This is a genomic window from Streptomyces sp. NBC_01013, from assembly GCF_045162765.1.
Lineage (GTDB): Bacteria > Actinomycetota > Actinomycetes > Streptomycetales > Streptomycetaceae > Streptomyces.
In genome coordinates, this window is record NZ_CP108687.1 from 938,122 (window position 1) to 954,920 (window position 16,799).

Annotated in this window: 12 protein-coding genes; all 12 read right to left on the bottom strand. The window is 70.8% G+C overall.

The window, feature by feature from the left end:
* Positions 1-81 precede the first annotated feature (81 nt).
* The 12 genes from OG538_RS04005 to OG538_RS04060 all read right to left on the bottom strand — a co-directional run bounded on the left by OG538_RS04005 (position 82) and on the right by OG538_RS04060 (position 16,651).
* Complete coding sequence (locus OG538_RS04005) at positions 82-1,029, bottom strand: sugar phosphate isomerase/epimerase family protein (RefSeq protein WP_406090183.1); 948 nt, start codon at positions 1,027-1,029, stop codon at positions 82-84.
* Positions 1,026-1,922, bottom strand: coding sequence for an SCO3242 family prenyltransferase (locus OG538_RS04010; protein ID WP_406090185.1), 897 nt, complete (start codon positions 1,920-1,922; stop codon positions 1,026-1,028). Before OG538_RS04010 ends, OG538_RS04005 begins: the two co-directional genes overlap by 4 nt.
* Positions 1,919-3,055: an inositol-3-phosphate synthase gene (locus OG538_RS04015; protein WP_406090187.1), complete on the bottom strand. Its 1,137-nt coding sequence runs from the start codon at positions 3,053-3,055 to the stop codon at positions 1,919-1,921. Before OG538_RS04015 ends, OG538_RS04010 begins: the two co-directional genes overlap by 4 nt.
* A gap of 124 nt (positions 3,056-3,179) precedes the next feature.
* Positions 3,180-6,896 (bottom strand): ThuA domain-containing protein, encoded by a 3,717-nt coding sequence (locus OG538_RS04020; protein WP_406090189.1) that lies wholly within the window; start codon positions 6,894-6,896, stop codon positions 3,180-3,182.
* A gap of 442 nt (positions 6,897-7,338) precedes the next feature.
* Positions 7,339-8,343, bottom strand: a complete 1,005-nt coding sequence (locus tag OG538_RS04025) for a sugar phosphate isomerase/epimerase family protein (RefSeq protein ID WP_406090190.1) — start codon at positions 8,341-8,343, stop codon at positions 7,339-7,341.
* A 12-nt stretch (positions 8,344-8,355) separates the two neighbouring features.
* The gene (locus OG538_RS04030) at positions 8,356-9,594 is read right to left on the bottom strand and encodes a Gfo/Idh/MocA family protein (RefSeq protein WP_406090191.1); all 1,239 of its coding nucleotides are present in this window, start codon (positions 9,592-9,594) and stop codon (positions 8,356-8,358) included.
* A 68-nt stretch (positions 9,595-9,662) separates the two neighbouring features.
* Positions 9,663-10,703, bottom strand: a complete 1,041-nt coding sequence (locus tag OG538_RS04035; RefSeq protein ID WP_406090193.1) for a substrate-binding domain-containing protein — start codon at positions 10,701-10,703, stop codon at positions 9,663-9,665.
* A gap of 69 nt (positions 10,704-10,772) precedes the next feature.
* Positions 10,773-11,822, bottom strand: a complete 1,050-nt coding sequence (locus tag OG538_RS04040) for an ABC transporter permease (RefSeq protein ID WP_406090195.1) — start codon at positions 11,820-11,822, stop codon at positions 10,773-10,775.
* Positions 11,819-13,342, bottom strand: coding sequence for a sugar ABC transporter ATP-binding protein (locus OG538_RS04045; protein ID WP_406090197.1), 1,524 nt, complete (start codon positions 13,340-13,342; stop codon positions 11,819-11,821). Before OG538_RS04045 ends, OG538_RS04040 begins: the two co-directional genes overlap by 4 nt.
* A gap of 202 nt (positions 13,343-13,544) precedes the next feature.
* On the bottom strand, positions 13,545-14,726 hold the full coding sequence (locus tag OG538_RS04050) for an ROK family protein (protein WP_406090199.1): 1,182 nt from the start codon (positions 14,724-14,726) through the stop codon (positions 13,545-13,547).
* A 232-nt stretch (positions 14,727-14,958) separates the two neighbouring features.
* Positions 14,959-15,636: a GntR family transcriptional regulator gene (locus OG538_RS04055; protein WP_406090201.1), complete on the bottom strand. Its 678-nt coding sequence runs from the start codon at positions 15,634-15,636 to the stop codon at positions 14,959-14,961.
* Positions 15,637-15,700: 64 nt separating this feature from the next.
* Positions 15,701-16,651, bottom strand: coding sequence for a beta-ketoacyl-ACP synthase III (locus tag OG538_RS04060; RefSeq protein WP_406090203.1), 951 nt, complete (start codon positions 16,649-16,651; stop codon positions 15,701-15,703).
* Positions 16,652-16,799 lie beyond the last annotated feature (148 nt).

Consider the following 16,799-nt stretch of genomic DNA (forward strand, 5'->3'; position numbering starts at 1 on the left):
TGGGTTCTGTCCGGAGCTCCCGTCGTTCGCGCGGGGAGCCGGCGGCGGTCGGTGCGTGCGGTCGGGGTGCGCTGTCGCAGGTCATGGGGCGGAGCCACCTGTGCCGCGGCGACGTGCGCCCAGTGTGCGTGCCGGGCGCCGGGGGGCAGACGGGGAACTCCGGACAGGACCGGGGCGGTTCGACGGGCGGTGCTTGTTCAGGAAGTCGATGGAGGTGCGGGCGTGTTCGGGGCCCGCGTGGGAATGGCGGGGCAGTTCGACGACGGTGAGCCCGGCGTAGCCGCTGTCGCCGAGGGCGTCGAGTGCGGCGAGGACGGGTGGGAAGTCGATCTCGCCGTCGCCGAAGGGGAGGTGTTCGTGGACGCCGCGGCGCATGTCCTCGATCTGTACGTGACGCAGCCAGGGGGCGGCGTCTCGTACGCAGTCGACGGGCAGGGCGGTTTCCAGGCACTGGCAGTGGCCGATGTCGAGGGTGAGCCCGAGGGGTTCGGGGTCGCCGCTCAGGACCCGCAGGTGGTGGAAGTCGGCGAGGTTGGCGAGGAGGTGTCCGGGTTCCGGCTCGATCGCGAGCGGGACGCCGGCTCGTTCCGCGGCGTCGAGAACCGGGGCGAGTGAGCCGGTCAGCCGCTGCCAGGCGGTGTGGGGGGCCGTGTCCGGGGGTGTGACGCCACTGAAGCAGTGCACGGCGTGGGCGCCGAGGTCGGCGGCCACGCCGACGGCCCGGACGAGGAGCGCGGTCCTGGCCGCGCGGGCGTCGGGGTCCGCGTCGAGGAGCGTGGGGCCGTGCTTGCGGCGCGGGTCCAGCACGTAGCGGGCCCCGGTCTCCACGGTGACGCCGAGCCCCAGCTCCTGGAGCCGGGCCGCGACGTGGCGGGTGCGTGCGGCGAGGTCCGGGGCCATCGGGTCCAGGTGCATGTGGTCGAGGGTCAGGCCGACGCCGTCGTAGCCGAGGTCGGCGAGCAGGCCGAGGGCGTCGTCCAGGCGGAGGTCGGTGAGCCCGTTGGTTCCGTAGCCGAGGCGGAGTGTCATGTGGGGCTCACCTTCCGGGAGAGGGCGCGGGCGAGCGGGACGAGGCCCATGACGGCGAGCGCGGAACCGGCTGATCCGGCGCGTGCGGCGAGGGCGGCCTGGAGCGGGATCATCGCCCTGATACCGCTGCCGACGGCGCGCTGGGTGAGGGGCGGCGAGGGGTTGAGCGCGGCGTGGACGAGGGGGCGTGCGGCGGTGCGGAGGTAGGAGCCGGTGAGGGCGGTGAGGAGGAGGGAGACGGGCCGCCCCGTACCCCGGTGGGTGTGCGGCTCGCGCACCATGCCGCCGCCGATACCGGCGACGGCTGCGAGGGCGGCGACGGGTGCGGTGGCGGAGCCGCCCTGCGCTTCGTGGTGCGAGACGGTGGTGACCGCGTAGGTGTGCGCGCCGAGCAGGGCGGCGGCGGGCAGGGCGGCGCGGGCCGCTCCGGGTGCCGGGAGCCGTCCCGCTCCCGTGGCCGTCGCTCCCAGCAGCAGGTCCAGGCCGCGCGCCGCCGCCATCGCGGCCGGGCCCGCCGGGGTGTGCTTCAGGTACAGGTCGTACGCCCAGACGGTGGCCGCGAGGCCGGTGGCGACGGTGAGGGCCGGACGGCCGGCGCGGGCGGCGAGCGCAAGGCCCGCCCCGGTCAGGGCGCCGGCCGCCGTGAGGGCGGCGCGAGGTGTGATCCGCCCCGAGGGGATCGGACGGTGCGGGCGGTCGACGGCGTCCTCGTCGCGGTCGGCCCAGTCGTTGAGCGCCATGCCCGCCTCGTACAGGCAGAGCGAGGCACCCATGGCCAGGGCGGTGGAGCGGCCGGGGCGCCCGCCGACGGCCGCCGCACCCGCCAGGGCGTCACCCGGGACGGTGAACAGCGCGGAGACCCTGAGCAGTTCCGCCCAGGCACGCACCGTCACTTGTCCCCCCGCAGCTGTCCGGCGCACCGCAGCCGTTCGGCGAAGGTGAGCAGCGCCAGGTACTGCTCGGACAGCGCGGCGGGTCCCCCGTCCGGGTCCTTGAAGTAGAAGCCGAGCTCGGGCCGCGGGCCGGTCAGGCCCACCTCATGGGCGCGGGCCAGCAGCCGGGCGAGGTCGAGCACCAGGGGCGCGGCCAGGGCCGAATCGCAGCCCTGCCAGGTGGTCTGGAGCACCATGCGGGCTCCGAGGAAGCCGTCGAACGCGATGTGGTCCCAGGCGGTCTTCCAGTCCCCGAGTGCCGGGACGTCGTCGATGTGGACCTCGCCCTCGGGGGCGGAGCCGAGCGTGTCGGCGAGGACGCGTTCCTTGCCGGCGTTCTTCGCCGCGGCGGCGGCCGGGTCGGCGAGCGCGGCCCCGTCCCCGCCGCCCAGCAGGTTGGTGCCGGACCAGGCGCGTACGGGCAGGGCGCGCTGGACGAACATCGGGGCGAGCACGGACCGCAGCAGTGTCTGGCCCGTCTTGCCGTCCCGGCCCGCGTGCGGAAGACCCGAGGCCGCGACGGCGTCCTGGAGGGCGGGCGCGCGCAGCCCCGTGGAGGGAGTGAAGTTCACGTACGGACAGCCGGCGCGGAGCGCGGCTGCGGCGTAGAGCGAGCTGGGGGGCAGCCGTGTGGCGTCGGCGGCGGGCGCCGGTTCGGTGGAGGAGACGTTGACGACGACGGTCCTGGCCAGGCCGCCCCGCCGGCCGAAGTCCGTGAGGTCGGCGGCGAACGCGGTGATGAGTTCCTCGTCCGTGCGGGTGTCGCCGGGAAGGGGTCCGCCGATGCGTATCTCCGCGTCGGCGGATGCGAGTTCCGACCGTACGGCCGAGGGAAGTCCGTGCGGCAGCACTCCCCCGGCGGCAAGTGCCTCGGCCCGTTTGGGGAGGGGGCAGTCCAGGGTGTCGTGACCGCCGAAGACGAGAGAGGTCACGGGCGGCAGGCCACTCCCGGCGAACGGCGCTGTCTCGGTGACCATGCCGGCCGCCGGGTGGAGCCCCGCCGCGACCGCGGCGCACCCCGCCGTGGCGGTGGTGGCGACGGAGCCGCGTGCTCCGATGAACCAGACTCCGGTACGAACGGCGGTTGCTGACACGGGCTGCCTCCCTGACTGGGGGTCCTGGCTGGGCCGATCCGATGGCGCTGTACACGAGAGGGGAAGGGGTTGCGGGCGGCGGGCGGGGCGTGCTGCCCCGCCCGCCGCCGGCCGGGCGACCGCCCTACGCCGAGGGCAGTTCCTTCAGCTGGATGTCGCGGAAGGAGACCTGGTCGTCCGCCCCGTGGTTCTGGAGGCCGATGTAGCCGTCCTTCAGGCTGCGGACCGGGTCGGTGTTGGTGAAGTCGTTGATCTTCACTCCGTTGAGGAAGATCTGGAGCCGTTCACCCTGCACCTTGATCTCGTAGCTGTTCCACTGGCCGGGGGGCCTCAGCACCTGGTCCCGGGCCTTGATGTTGGCCGCCTTGAAGGTGTAGACGGAGCCGGTGGTGCGGTCGACGGCGTCGGAGGCGTCGATCTGGACCTCGTAGCCGTTGTTCACCGCGGACCAGGGGTCGTCGGAGGCCGGGAACCCGACGAAGACGCCGGAGTTGTCGTCGCCCGCCATCTTCCAGTCGAGCTTCAGGGAGTACGACTTCAGCTCCTTGGCCTGGTAGGTCAGCAGTCCCATGCCGCCCTGGGAGCGCAGCTCGCCGTCGACGACGTCGAACGAGCCGGGTCCTGCCTGCTTCCAGCCTTCGAGCGTCTTGCCGTTGAAGATCGACCGGTAACCGGTGCTGGGCGTGCAGTCGCCCTTGACCTGGCCCGCGGCGTACCGCATCCCGCCGAGGAGGAGCCCCCGGAAGTCCGCGTCGGCGTACGACTCCTTGGTGTGGCCGAGGCCGGTGTAGAAGGAGCGGCCACCCTGGTAGGTCTGGCACCAGGTGATCGGGTGGTCACCCTTCATGGTGCCGCCGGTGTAGGTCGTCTCGTCGAGCGTGGCGAGGACCTTCACCTTGTCGCGCGGATGGGTGCGGTAGTTGTACAGCTCGTCGGTCCGCTCCCAGGCGTCGCCCAGGTGTGCGGTGGCCGGGTGCTTGTGGTCCTCGACGCGGACGGTGACGGGCTGGATGGCGGGGTGACCGGCGAAGTAGGCGCCGACGAGCCCGCCGTAGAACGACCAGTCGTACTCGGTGTCGGCGGCGGCGTGGACGCCCATGTAGCCGCCACCGGTGGAGATGTAGTTCTCGAAGGCCTTCTGCTGGTCGGCGTTCAGGACGTCACCCGTCGTCGACATGAAGACGACGGCGTCGTAGCGGGCGAGGTTCGCCGTGGTGAACTGGCCCGCCTCCTCGGTGGCGTCGACCGTGATGTTGCTGTCCTTGCCGAGCTGCTTCAGTGCGGCGATGCCCTCGGGAATCGCGTCGTGGCGGAAGCCGGCGGTCTTGGAGAAGACCAGGACCCGCTTGGCCGTCCTGTCGGGCGGGGTGTTGGAGAGCTCGAAGTCGTCGAGGTCGTAGAGCGCCCCTTCGCCGCCCTTGAACACCAGGAAGAGTTCGGTGGCCTGCTTCGGGGCTTTGCGCAGGGGGACGTCGATGTCCTGGAAGGTCTCCCAGCCGCCGGTCACCGGCACCGGTGCGGAGCCGAGGATCTTCCCGGTCGGCGAGCCGGTGCGTACTTCGAGGAAGCCGCCCACGCCGCCGGAGGAGATCCGGGCGGTGAGCTTGGTGGAGTCGCCCAGGATGTACGGCTTGAAGGAGATCCAGTCGCCGTTGTGGATGTCGCCGACGGTCTTGCCGCCTTCGGCGTTCGCCTTGTCGAAGGTGTTGATGCCGGACGAGGCGTTGAAGTGCTCGGCCTGGCGGTGGCGCGGCTGGAGCTGCGACTGGTCGTGGCCGCTCAGCGCGGCCTGGCCGCCGCCTCCGCCGTCGGTGTAGGAGGCGTCGATGACCCCGAAGATGTTGGCGTTCGGGTCGTGCCCGCCGTCCATCTCGGTCTTGATGGTGCCCGTGCAGCCGTGTGCGGAGGTAATGGGGTGGCCGTGGCTGTCATGGCCGAGGACGAAGCGGACCTCGACCTTCGAGCAGTCGATCGTGCCGTCCTCGGGATCGGTCACGGTGACCTTGAACGGAATGTCGTCACCGAAGGTGAACAGCTGCCCGTCGCCCGGGAGTTCCAGCTTCACCGTGGGTGCGGTGTTGCCGACGGTCACGTGCACGCTGGCCGATCCGGTGCGCCCGGAGGGGTCCTTCGCGGTGACGGTGGCGGTGTAGGTGCCGTTCTTCTTGTACGTGTACGAGGGGTTCGCGGCCGTGGAGGTGCCACCGTCGCCGAAGTCCCAGGCGTAGGTGAGGGCGTCTCCGTCACCGTCGGTGGTGCCGGCGGAGGAGAACTGCACCTTCAGGGGAGCCGTGCCCGACGTCTTGTTGGACGTGGCTTCGGCGATCGGGGAGCGCCCTCCGGTGGCGTTCTCGATGCGGTAGAGCGCGGAGTTCTCGTCGCCGCCGAACCAGGAGAGGCCGTAGTCCAGGACGTACAGCGCGCCGTCGGGCCCGAACGCCATGTCCATGATCTGGGTCCCGGACCACGGGATGTCGTTGATGGACTGCACCTTGCCGTCGGCGTCCTGCTCGATGCGCTTGATCCACTGCCGGCCGAACTCTCCGGCGAAGAAGTCTCCGTCGTACGCCTCGGGGAACTTCACGGGCGAGTCGAGGTCCGCGTCGTAGTGGTAGACCGGGCCGCCCATCGGGGACTCCGAGCCGGTGCCGAACTCCGGGACGGACCCGCCGTCGTACGGGATCCAGGCAGCCTGGGCCGGCGGCAGGTCCACGATGCCGGTGTTGTGCGGCGAGGTGTTCTTCGGGGCCGCACAGTCGAACGCGGCGCCGGAGGTCTTGGTGGCGAAGTCGTAGTCCATGTACGGGTCGTTGGCCCCGGTGCAGTACGGCCAGCCGAAGTTCCCGGCCTTCGTGACCCGGGCGAACTCGACCTGTCCGGCCGGCCCGCGCTTGGGGTCGGCCGCTCCCGCGTCGGGCCCGTAGTCGCCTACGTAGACGATGCCGGTGGCCTTGTCGACGGAGAAGCGGAACGGGTTGCGGAAGCCCATCGCGTAGATCTCGGGGCGGGTCTTGTCCGTCCCCGGCGCGAAGAGGTTTCCGTCGGGCACGGTGTACGAGCCGTCGTCGGCGACCTTGACGCGGAGGATCTTGCCGCGCAGGTCGTTGCTGTTGCCGGCGGAGCGCCGGGCGTCGAACGCCGGGTTGCGGTCGGGGCGCTCGTCAATGGGAGTGAAGCCGTCGGATGCGAAGGGGTTGGTGTCGTCGCCGGTCGACAGGTACAGGTTGCCGTCGGCATCGAAGTCGATGTCACCGCCCACGTGACAGCACATGCCGCGGGACGTCTTGACGTCCAGGACCTTCTTCTCGCTGCCGAGGTCGAGCGTGCCGTCCTCGTTCAGAACGAAGCGGGAGAGGCGGTTGACGCCGTCGAACGGGGCGAAGTCGGCGGCGGTTCCGGTCTCGGGGGCGTCTCCCGCGGGGGTGTCCAGCGGAGGCGCGTAGTAGAGGTAGATCGCCCGGTTCTCACTGAAATCCGGGTCGACCCCGATGCCCTGGAGGCCTTCCTCGTCATGCGAGTAGACAGGGATGACGCCGGAGATCCGGGTGTTGCCGGCACTGTCGGTGATGCGCAGCTCGCCGCTGCGCGAGGTGTGCAGGACGCTGCGGTCGGGGAGCACCGCCAGCGACATCGGCTCACCGGTCTCGGCCGCACCCTTGGCGAGGGTGACCTGCTGGAAGTCCTCGGCGGCGGGGGCCGGCGCGGGTTCTTCGTGGGCCGCGGCCGTGCCCGAGGCGGCGCTCAGGCTGAGGGTGGCGGCGGCGAGGAGGCCGCCGGTGAACAGGGCCAGGGATTTGCGGACACGGAGCCGGCTTCGGCCGCCGCTTCGAGTTCTGTGCACGAGTGTCCTCCGGAGAGTGCCGGTTGTACGGGCGGGTGCTGCCGTTCCGCGCGGGGACTGCCGCGCAGGTCAGCCGGGGCCTGTGCGGCTCCGGTGACGGGGGTATGACGGTGGGTTATGTCATGTACACGTCTAGGACGGTAGACCTGTTCGTCCGGGACGGAAAGCCCTTGCGCAGCGCTCTTGTCGAACTTTTTCCCTGATCAGGACAAAGGCGTGCGGGGGCAGGGGAGACCGGCCCGGCGGCGTGTGCGGGTGCCGCTGGGCCGGGGCAGGGGCCTTCCCCTGGGTCTCCTCTCCGGAACTCGCGCCTCAAACGCGGCGGGGCCGGGTCTCCCACCCCGGATGAAGCCCCGCCGGTGTGCGGGGCTCAGGGGTTGCGGGGCTCGGGGTTGCGAGGGCCGGGGGCCGAGCGCCCGTCAGGGCCCGCACCCCCGACGCCTCAGCCGTTGCCGCCGAAGGCCGCGTCGAACGACGCGCTCGGCGGGTCGAAATCGAACCGCTTCAGTGACGTCAGCGCCTCCGGCGCCCCTGCCAGCCGGTCCATGCCGGCGTCCTCCCACTCCACCGAGACCGGGCCCTCGTAGCCGATGGACCGCAGCATCCTGAACACGTCCTCCCAGGGCACGTCCCCGTGCCCCGCCGAGACGAAGTCCCAGCCGCGCCGCGGATCGCCCCACGGCAGGTGCGAGCCGAGCCGGCCGTTGCGGCCGTCCAGTCGCTTACGGGCCTCCTTGCAGTCCACGTGGTAGATCCGGTCCCGGAAGTCGTACAGGAAGCCCACCGGATCCAGGTCCTGCCAGACGAAGTGGCTCGGGTCGAAGTTCAGCCCGAACGCCGGCCGGTGATCCACCGCCTCCAGTGCGCGGTGCGTCGTCCAGTAGTCGTACGCGATCTCGCTGGGATGCACCTCGTGCGCGAACCGCACGCCCTCCGCGTCGAACACGTCGAGGATCGGGTTCCAGCGCTCCGCGAAGTCCTGGTACCCCCGCTCGATCATGTGCGGCGGGACCGGCGGGAACATCGCGACCAGGTGCCAGATCGACGAGCCCGTGAAACCGATGACCGTGTCCACACCGAAGGCGGCTGCTGCCCGTGCGGTGTTCTTGATCTCCTCGGCGGCCCGGCGGCGCACCCCCTCGGGCTCCCCGTCGCCCCAGATCCTGGCGGGGAGGATGCCCTGGTGGCGCTCATCGATCGGGCTGTCGCAGACGGCCTGGCCGACCAGGTGGTTGGAGACCGCCCAGCACTTCAGCCCGTACTTGTCGAGGAGTTGGTGCCGGCTCTCCAGATAGCCGGGGTCGGCCAGCGCCTTGTCGACCTCGAAGTGGTCTCCCCAGCAGGCCAGTTCGAGACCGTCGTAGCCGAAGTCACGGGCGTGCCGGCAGACCTCCTCCAGGGGCAGATCAGCCCACTGACCGGTGAACAGGGTGAAGGGACGGGGCATGCGCAGGACCTCCTAGACCTGTACGGGGGTGAGTACGGAGTTCTTCGCGGCGCTCTCCTCCACCGCCGCCAGCACCCGCTGCACCTGCAGCCCGTCGGCGAACGACGGGACGGGCGGCGCCCCTTCGGCGATCGTCCGCACCGCGTCACGGGCCTGGTGGATGAACGTGTGCTCGTATCCGAGAGCGTGCCCCGGCGGCCACCAGGCCTCCAGGTACGGATGCTCGGGCTCGGTGACCAGGATGCGCCGGAAGCCGGCCGTGGTGGCGGGCTCGGTGTGGTCGTGGAAGGACAGTTCGTTGAGGCGTTCCAGGTCGAAGGCGAGCGAGCCGAGCTCACCGTTGATCTCCAGGCGCAATGCGTTCTTGCGTCCCGCCGCCATTCTGGTCGCCTCGAAGGAGGCCAGGGCGCCGGAGGCGAGCCGGCCGGTGAACAGCGCCGCGTCGTCCACAGTCACCGCGCCGGACTCCCCGGCTGCGGCCACCCCGCCCAGGCCTCCCGAGGGGCCCGCGAGCAGCGGGCGTTCACGGACGAAGGTCTCGCTCACGGCCGACACCCCCACCAGCAGCTCCCCCGCCAGGTACTGGGCGAGGTCCACGATGTGCGCGCCGAGATCGCCGAGCGCGCCGGAGCCCGCGTGCTCCTTCTTCAGCCGCCAGGTGAGCGGGGAGGCGGGGTCGACCAGCCAGTCCTGGAGGTAGGTGGCCCGGACGTGACGCAGGGTGCCGAGGCGGCCCTCGGCGATGAGCTTGCGGGCGTAGGTGATGGCCGGCACCTTGCGGTAGTTGAAGCCGACCATCGCGATCTGCCCGCGGGCGGCGGCACGGGCCGCCGCCTCGGTCATGGCCTCCGCCTCGGCGACCGTGTTGGCGAGCGGCTTCTCGCACAGCACGTGCTTGCCCGCCTCCAGGGCCGCGATGGCGATCTCCGCGTGGCTGTCGCCGGGGGTGCAGATGTCCACGAGCTGGACGTCGTCCCGGGCGATCAGGGCCCGCCAGTCGGTCTCCGCCGCCGCCCAGCCATGCCGGTCGGCGGCGGCGTCCACCGCCGACCGGTCACGCCCGCAGATCGCGGCGAGCACCGGTCTCATCGGCAGCTCGAAGACATGGCCCGCGGTGCGCCACCCCTGCGAGTGGGCGGCGCCCATGAACGCGTATCCGACCATGCCGACCCCGAGCGTCGGTGCGCTCGCCATCGGCCGGTACGTCGGCGGCGCGGCCGCCTCCTGCTCCGTCTCTTCCCTACGGGCCATCCGGGCTTCCTCCTCGTCGGTGTTCCGGTGTGTGCGGCGGGAAGGTCAGCACCCTCCCGCGGGACGGCTCAGTTGAAGCCCGTCGGCAGGTACTGGTCGATGTTCTCCGTGGTGACCACGGCCGAGTACAGGGTGAGGTTGGTCGGGATCTCCAGCTCGGCGAGCCCCGCCACCCCCTTGGCCTGGCCGAGCGCACGCGCCAGGTCGATGGCCGACGCCGCCATGGTCGGCGGGTAGAGAACGGTGGCCTTCAGCACGCTGTTGTCGGCCTTGATCGCATCCATGGCGGACTTGGCCCCGGCGCCGCCCACCATCAGGAACTCGTCGCGCCCGGCCTGCTGAATGGCGCGGAGAGCGCCGACGCCCTGGTCGTCGTCGTGGTTCCACAGCGCGTCGAACTGCTTCTGCGCCTGGAGGAGCTGGGACATCTTCGCCTGGCCCGACTCGACCGTGAATTCGGCCGCCTGACGGGCGACCAGCTTGATGTTGGAGTAGTTCTTCAGCGCGTCGGCGAAGCCCTGGCTGCGCTGCTTGGTGAGCTCCAGGTTGTCGATCCCGGCGAGCTCGACGACCTTGGCGTTCGGCTTGTCCTTGAGTTGCTCGCCGATGTACGTGCCGGCGTTGAGGCCCATGCCGTAGTTGTCGCCGCCGACCCAGCAGCGATAGGCCTGCGGGGAGGCGAAGACGCGGTCCAGGTTGATGACGGGGATGCCCGCCCGCATGGCCTCCAGACCGACCTGGGTGAGTGCCTTGCCGTCGGCCGGGAGGATGACGAGGACGTCGACCTTCTTGTTGATGAGGGTCTTGACCTGCCCGATCTGCGCGGCCGTGTCGTTGGAGCCCTCGGTGGTCTCCAGGGTCACCTCGGAGTACTTCTTCGCCCGCGACCTGGCGTTCTCGTTGATGGCGTTGAGCCAGCCGTGGTCGGCCTGCGGTCCCGCGAAGCCGATCGTGACGGGCTTGCCCGGCTTGTCGTCCGCGGCGGGCGCGTTGCTCTGCGCGGCGGTGTTCTTCTCCTTGGGTTCGTTGCTGGTGCAGGCGGTCAGCAGGGCGCCCGCGGAGACTGCGGCGGTACCGAACAGCAGTCCTCTGCGACTGGTTTCTGGCATGGCTGTCAAACCCTTCATCCATTGCGGCGTGGGATGCGGAACGGGGGTCGAGCGGAGGGGGACGGGGGGTCAGGTCTCCCCGTGGGCCGACGTCCGGCGCTGGACGAGGACGGCGGCGACGATGATCGCGCCCTTGGCGATCTGCTGGACATCGCTCTGCAGGTTGTTGAGCGCGAAGATGTTGGTGATCGTGGTGAAGACGAGGACACCCAGGACGGAGCCGACGATGGTGCCGCGGCCGCCGCTGAGCAGGGTGCCGCCGATGATCGCGGCGGCGATGGCGTCGAGCTCGTACAGGTTGCCGTTGGTGTTCTGGCCGGAGCCGGACAGGATGATCAGCATGAAGGCTGCGATGCCGCAGCAGAGCCCGGACAGCAGGTAGAGGTAGAGCCGCTGTCGGCGTACGTCGATGCCGGCGAGCCGTGCCGCTTCCGCGTTGCCGCCGACGGCGACCGTGCGGCGGCCGAACGTCGTGCGGTTGAGCACCAGCCAGCCGACCACGGTGACGACGGCGAACATCATGACCAGTGGCGGAATGCCCAGGACGTAGGCGTCCGGCAGGCCGAGGTCGAGCACCGACTTGACGGTGACGATCTGGGTCTTGCCGTCGGTGATCTGGAGGGCCAGCCCGCGGGCGGATGCGAGCATCGCCAGCGTCGCGATGAACGGCACCATCCGGCCGTAGGCGATGAGCAGTCCATTGACGAATCCGGCGCCCAGGCCGACCAGGACCGCGGTGAAGAGGATGCCCGCGAAACCGTACTCCTGGGTGGCGAGCGTCGTCGCCCAGACGGAGGCGAGCGCCACCATCGCGCCGACGGAGAGGTCGATGCCGCCACTGGTGATGACGAAGGTCATGCCCACGGTGACGACACCGATGACGGACGACTGCGTCAGGATGAGCTGGAGGTTCCCGGTGTCCAGGAACGCGTCGGGTTCGGTGATCCCGCCGACCACTACGAGTGCGGCGAGGACGCCGAGCAGGGAGAGGTTGCGGACGTCCGCGCGCAGCCCGAAGGTGCGCGGGGATCCGTCCTTCTTCGGGGACGCGGGGGCGGACACGGGCACCGCGCCCTTGTCCGGCCCGCTCTGCTGCGCCGATGAGACGGGCTGCGTCATGACGTCGGGCTCCCTTCCATCACGAGGTCGAGTACGCGGTGCTCGTCGAGCTCTGTGGCGTCCGCCGTATGGACGACGCGGCCCTCACGCAGGACGAGCACCCGGTCGGCGAGGCCCAGGACTTCGGGCACTTCGCTGGAGACGAGCAGAACGGCGAGGCCTTCGTCGGCCAGCCGGCGGATCACGGCGTAGAGCTCGGCGCGGGCGCCGACGTCCACGCCGCGGGTCGGTTCGTCGAGCAGCAGCACCCGGCAGCCGCGCAGCAGCCAGCGGGCGAGGACGGCCTTCTGCTGGTTGCCGCCGGAGAGGGTGCGCACCGGCGTCTCCGGGTTGTCGGGGCGCAGGGAGAGCTCGCGGGTGGCAGCGCGGGCCGCCTTCCGTTCCGCTCCCCGGTCGATCCAACCGGCTCTGGAGAAGCGGGACATGGAGGAGACGGAGACGTTTCGGGTGACCGATTCGAGCATCAGCAGGGCCTGCGCCTTGCGTTCTTCGGGGGCGAGACCGATGCCCGCGGCGACGGCGGCGCGTACGCTGCCGGGCCGCAGCGGCTTGCCCGCGACCGTGACCCGTCCGGCGGTGGCCTTGCGGGCACCGTAGATGGTCTCCAGGATCTCGGACCGCCCGGAGCCCACGAGTCCTGCGAGGCCGACGATCTCGCCGGGCCTGAGCTCCAGGTCGACCGGGGCGAACTCGCCCTTCCTGGTGAGGCCTTGCACCGTGAGGACCGGAGCCGTCCGCGCGCCCTCGGGGGCGCTGGGCCGGGGCGGAAAGACGTACTCGACGTTGCGGCCGGTCATCAGGGCAACGATGTCGCGTGTCGGTGTGGACTCTGCGGGAAGCCCGACCGCGACGGCCCGGCCGTCCTTCAGCACGGTCACCCGGTCGCCGATCCTCCGGATCTCCTCCAGCCGGTGCGAGATGTAGACGACGGCGACCCCGTCGGCGGTGAGTGAGGCGACGATCCGGAAGAGGTTGTCGACCTCGTCGGGGTCGAGGGCGGCGGACGGCTCGTCCATCACGATGAGGCGTACGTCGTGGGAGAGCGCCCGGGCCATGGAGACGATCTGCTGCTGGGCCGCGGAGAGTTCACCGACCGCGCGGGCGGGATCGATCTCCGGATGGCCGAGCCGCTTCAGGAGCGCGGCGGCCGCGGTGCGGCCCTCGCGGGTGCGGACGACGAAGCCGGCACTGGTGGGCTCGTGACCCAGGAAGACGTTCTCGGCGACCGACAGGCCCTCGACCAGGTCGAGTTCCTGGTAGATGGTGGCGATCCCGAGACGCATGGCGGTGATCGGCGACTTGAGCACGGCAGGCGCGCCGCACCAGGTGATCTCGCCGTCGTCGGGCTGGTGGGCCCCGGCGAGGACCTTGATGAGCGTGGACTTGCCGGCGCCGTTCTGGCCGAGGAGGCAGTGGACTTCGCCGGCCTGGACCTCCAGGTCCACGCCGTCGAGGGCGCGTACACCGGGGAAGGACTTGGTGATGCCGGACATGGTGAGCAGCGGTGCTTCTGGAGCCATGACGAATCCCCTCGGCGGATGGGGTGCCCCTGCGCGGGCGAGTCCGGAAGCAGGGGGAAGGGCCGGTGAGCGGGCAGGGCGCAGTGCGGTCCCGGGTGTTACCCGGACCCCGGCCTGGGGCGCGGGGGCGGGGCCTTTGTTGCCGTCGGGCCTTGAGGCGGGCCGGTGAAGGGTGGGGCAGGTGATGAGAACGGGTGAGGGATCAGGCGGGTGAGAAGAGGTGGTCGCTGATGAGCCTGGCCGCGCCGATGACTCCGGCTGCGGGTCCGAGCTCACCCAGCACGATGGGGAGGTTGCCGGTGGCCAGCGGCAGGGACTGCCGGTAGACCTGGGTCCGGACGCTGGCCAGCAGCGTGTGGCCCAGTCCGGTCACCCCGCCGCCGATCACCACCAGACCGGGGTTGAAGAAGCTGACGAGTCCCGCGATGACCTGTCCGACCCGGTTGCCGCCTTCACGGATCAGGTCGAGCGAGGTGGCGTCGCCGGCGGCGGCGGCTGCGGCGACGTCGACGGCGGTGAGTCTCCCCGACGCCTCCAGCCTGGCCGCGAGCTCCAGGGACTGGCCGGCGCGGGCCGCGTCCTCGGCGTCGCGGGCCAGTGCGGCCCCGCTGAAGTGTGCTTCCAGGCAGCCCCGGTTGCCACAGGCGCAGGGGCGGCCGTCGGGTTCGACCTGGATGTGGCCGATGTCGCCGGCGCTGCCCGTCGTGCCGCGGTGGACCTCTCCGCCGACGACGATGCCGCAGCCGATGCCGGTACCGATCTTGACGCAGAGGAAGTCGCCCACGGAACGGGCGACGCCCGCGTGCTGCTCCCCCATCGCCATCAGGTTCACGTCGTTGTCGACCATGACGGGGCAGCCCAGTTCCTGGCTGAGTGCCTCGCGGACCGGGAAGCCGTCCCATCCGGGCATGATCGGCGGTGCGACCGGGATGCCTTCGGGGAAGCGGACCGGTCCCGGTACGCCGATGCCCGCGCCGTCGAACCCTTCGGCGAGCCCGGAGGCCCGGAGCTTGGCCGCCATGGACAGCACCTGCTCGAAGATGGCGACGGGCCCCTCGCGTACGTCCATGGGGTGGTTGAGGTGCCCCAGCACCTCCAGCTCAGCGTTGGTGACCGCCACATCGACCGATGTGGCGCCGATGTCGACGCCGAGGAAACGCAGTGCCGGGGCGAGCCGGATGTTGTGCGAGCGACGCCCGCCGCGGGACGCGGCGAGTCCGTCGGCCACGACAAGGCCGGTCTCCAGCAGTCTGTCCACCTCGACGGCGAGCTTGGAGCGGGAGAGATCGACCTGATCCCCCAGCTGTGCCCGTGAGTTGGGCCCGCCGTCGCGCAACAGCCGGAGCAGTCGCGCCTGATGCGCATTCGCGGGTCGTGCCGTCATCCGTCTCACGCGTCCCTCCCCGCCACATCGGCCTGTCCGTCGGGCTTTGGAGGGGAACGTAGCAGCGGTTGCCGGGAGTGGGAAGAAGTTGCGCAGGAATCCACCACAACTTTCTCCACCCTGAGGACAAAGGAGGGTCCGACGGTCCGGGGCATGGGGCCGGGCGCGCAAAAACCCCCGATCGCCGGGCCTGATTCCTCAGCCGGCGTTCGAGGGCATGGAGAGTGCGGGGTCAGCTCTCTTCGCGCTGGTGGTACGTCTGGCGGGTGTGCTCGGTGTGGGCCCGCATGACGGCCGTCGCCCGCTGCTCGTCGCGTGAGGAGATCGCCGCGATCAGCGAGCGGTGCTCGGTCCAGGACTGGGTGCCGCGCTGCCGGGCGACGGGGGTGTAGTACCAGCGGACCCGGCGGTCCACCTGGCCGGCCAGTTCGGAGAGGACGACATTGCCGGCCAACTCCATGACCTTGGCGTGGAAGGCGGCATTGGTCGCCACGGCGAGGTCGACGTCGTCGTCGGCGACGGCTTGCTCCCCCTTGGCGCAGAGTTCCTCCAGCGCGGCGATGCCCGCAGTGCCGGAGTTGGCGGCCGCCAGCCGTGCGGCCTCCGCCTCCAGGAGCGTACGCACCGAAAGGAGCTGGTCGGCCTCCTCCTCCGTGGGTTCATGGACGAACGCACCCTGGGCGGGCCGCAGATCGACCCAGCCCTCGGTGTTGAGCCGCTGCAACGCCTCCCGCACCGGCTGCCGGGATACGCCGAGATGCCCGGCCAGCTCGCTCTCGACCAGGTGCTGGCCGGGGCGGAGCGCCCGGGTGGTGATGAGTTCGAGCAGCGCCTCGTAGACGCGCTCGCGCAGTGGCCCGGGCCGTTCCAGCTTCGGCACAGCCCCCTGCGGCAGTCCTGTGGACAACATCGCGGTCCCCCTCCGGGCGACGAGCAATTGCTTATCGTCTACAGTCTACCGAGCACGCCGCCCCTCAGGGACAGCGGATCACCTGTCCCGCATAACTGAGGTTCCCCCCGAAGCCGAAAAGCAGCGCGGGAGCGCCGGTGGCGACCTCACCCCGCTCCACCAGCTTGGACAGCGCCATCGGGATCGAGGCGGCGGACGTATTGCCGGAATCCACCACATCCCGGGCGATGACCGCGTTGACCGCGCCGATCTTCCTGGCGACGGGTTCGATGATCCTCAGATTGGCCTGATGCAGCACCACCGCGGCGAGGTCCTCGGGGGTGATTCCGGCCTTCTCGCACACCTTGCGCGCGATCGGCGGCAGTTGAGTGGTGGCCCAGCGGTAGACGGACTGCCCTTCCTGGGCGAAGCGCGGCGGCGTGCCCTCGATCCGTACCGCGTCCCCCATCCCCGGCACGGAACCCCACAGCACCGGCCCGATCCCGGGCCGCCCCTCCACCCCCGAGTCGGCGACCACGACCGCGGCGCCGGCGCCGTCACCCATCAGCACGCAGCTGGAACGGTCGGTCCAGTCGACGATGTCACCCATCTTGTCGGCGCCGATCACGAGTGCGCGCGTGGCGGCACCCGCCCGGACGGCATGGTCGGCGGTGGCGAGAGCATGGGTGAAACCGGAACAGACCACATTGATGTCCATCACCGCGGGCGAGGACATGCCGAGACGCGCGGCGACACGGGCCGACATGCTCGGCGAGCGGTCGATGGCGGTCGAGGTGGCGACCAGGACCAGGTCGATGTCGGCCGGCTGGAGGCCGGCAGCGGCGAGCGCCTTGGCCGCCGCGTGCGCGGCCAGCTCGTCCACCGGCTCGTCGGGGCCGCCGAGGTGCCGGGTCTTGATGCCGACACGGCTGGTGATCCACTCGTCACTGGTGTCGACCATGGCCGCCAGGTCGTGGTTGGTGAGCACCTTGGCGGGCTGATAGTGGCCGAGCGCCACGACACGTGAGCCGGTCATGTTCAGGTTCCCCTCGCTACTTATGGCAGGAACCATCCAGTCTTGGTCGCTACCGCCCGGTACAGGGGCACGTGATCCCACAGGAATACCGGCCGGAGGTTGGAGGCTTGACAACAGCCTTGACCCACTGGACCGCATACTGTAGACA

Excerpts from the sequence above, each read along its gene's own strand:
- OG538_RS04005 (WP_406090183.1), bottom strand. The coding sequence starts at position 1,029 with ATGACACTCCGCCTCGGCTACGGAACCAACGGGCTCACCGACCTCCGC.
- OG538_RS04025 (WP_406090190.1), bottom strand. The coding sequence starts at position 8,343 with ATGCCCCGTCCCTTCACCCTGTTCACCGGTCAGTGGGCTGATCTGCCC.
- OG538_RS04030 (WP_406090191.1), bottom strand. The coding sequence starts at position 9,594 with ATGGCCCGTAGGGAAGAGACGGAGCAGGAGGCGGCCGCGCCGCCGACG.
- OG538_RS04035 (WP_406090193.1), bottom strand. The coding sequence starts at position 10,703 with ATGCCAGAAACCAGTCGCAGAGGACTGCTGTTCGGTACCGCCGCAGTC.
- OG538_RS04040 (WP_406090195.1), bottom strand. The coding sequence starts at position 11,822 with ATGACGCAGCCCGTCTCATCGGCGCAGCAGAGCGGGCCGGACAAGGGC.
- OG538_RS04045 (WP_406090197.1), bottom strand. The coding sequence starts at position 13,342 with ATGGCTCCAGAAGCACCGCTGCTCACCATGTCCGGCATCACCAAGTCC.
- OG538_RS04050 (WP_406090199.1), bottom strand. The coding sequence starts at position 14,726 with ATGACGGCACGACCCGCGAATGCGCATCAGGCGCGACTGCTCCGGCTG.
- OG538_RS04055 (WP_406090201.1), bottom strand. The coding sequence starts at position 15,636 with ATGTTGTCCACAGGACTGCCGCAGGGGGCTGTGCCGAAGCTGGAACGG.
- OG538_RS04060 (WP_406090203.1), bottom strand. The coding sequence starts at position 16,651 with ATGACCGGCTCACGTGTCGTGGCGCTCGGCCACTATCAGCCCGCCAAG.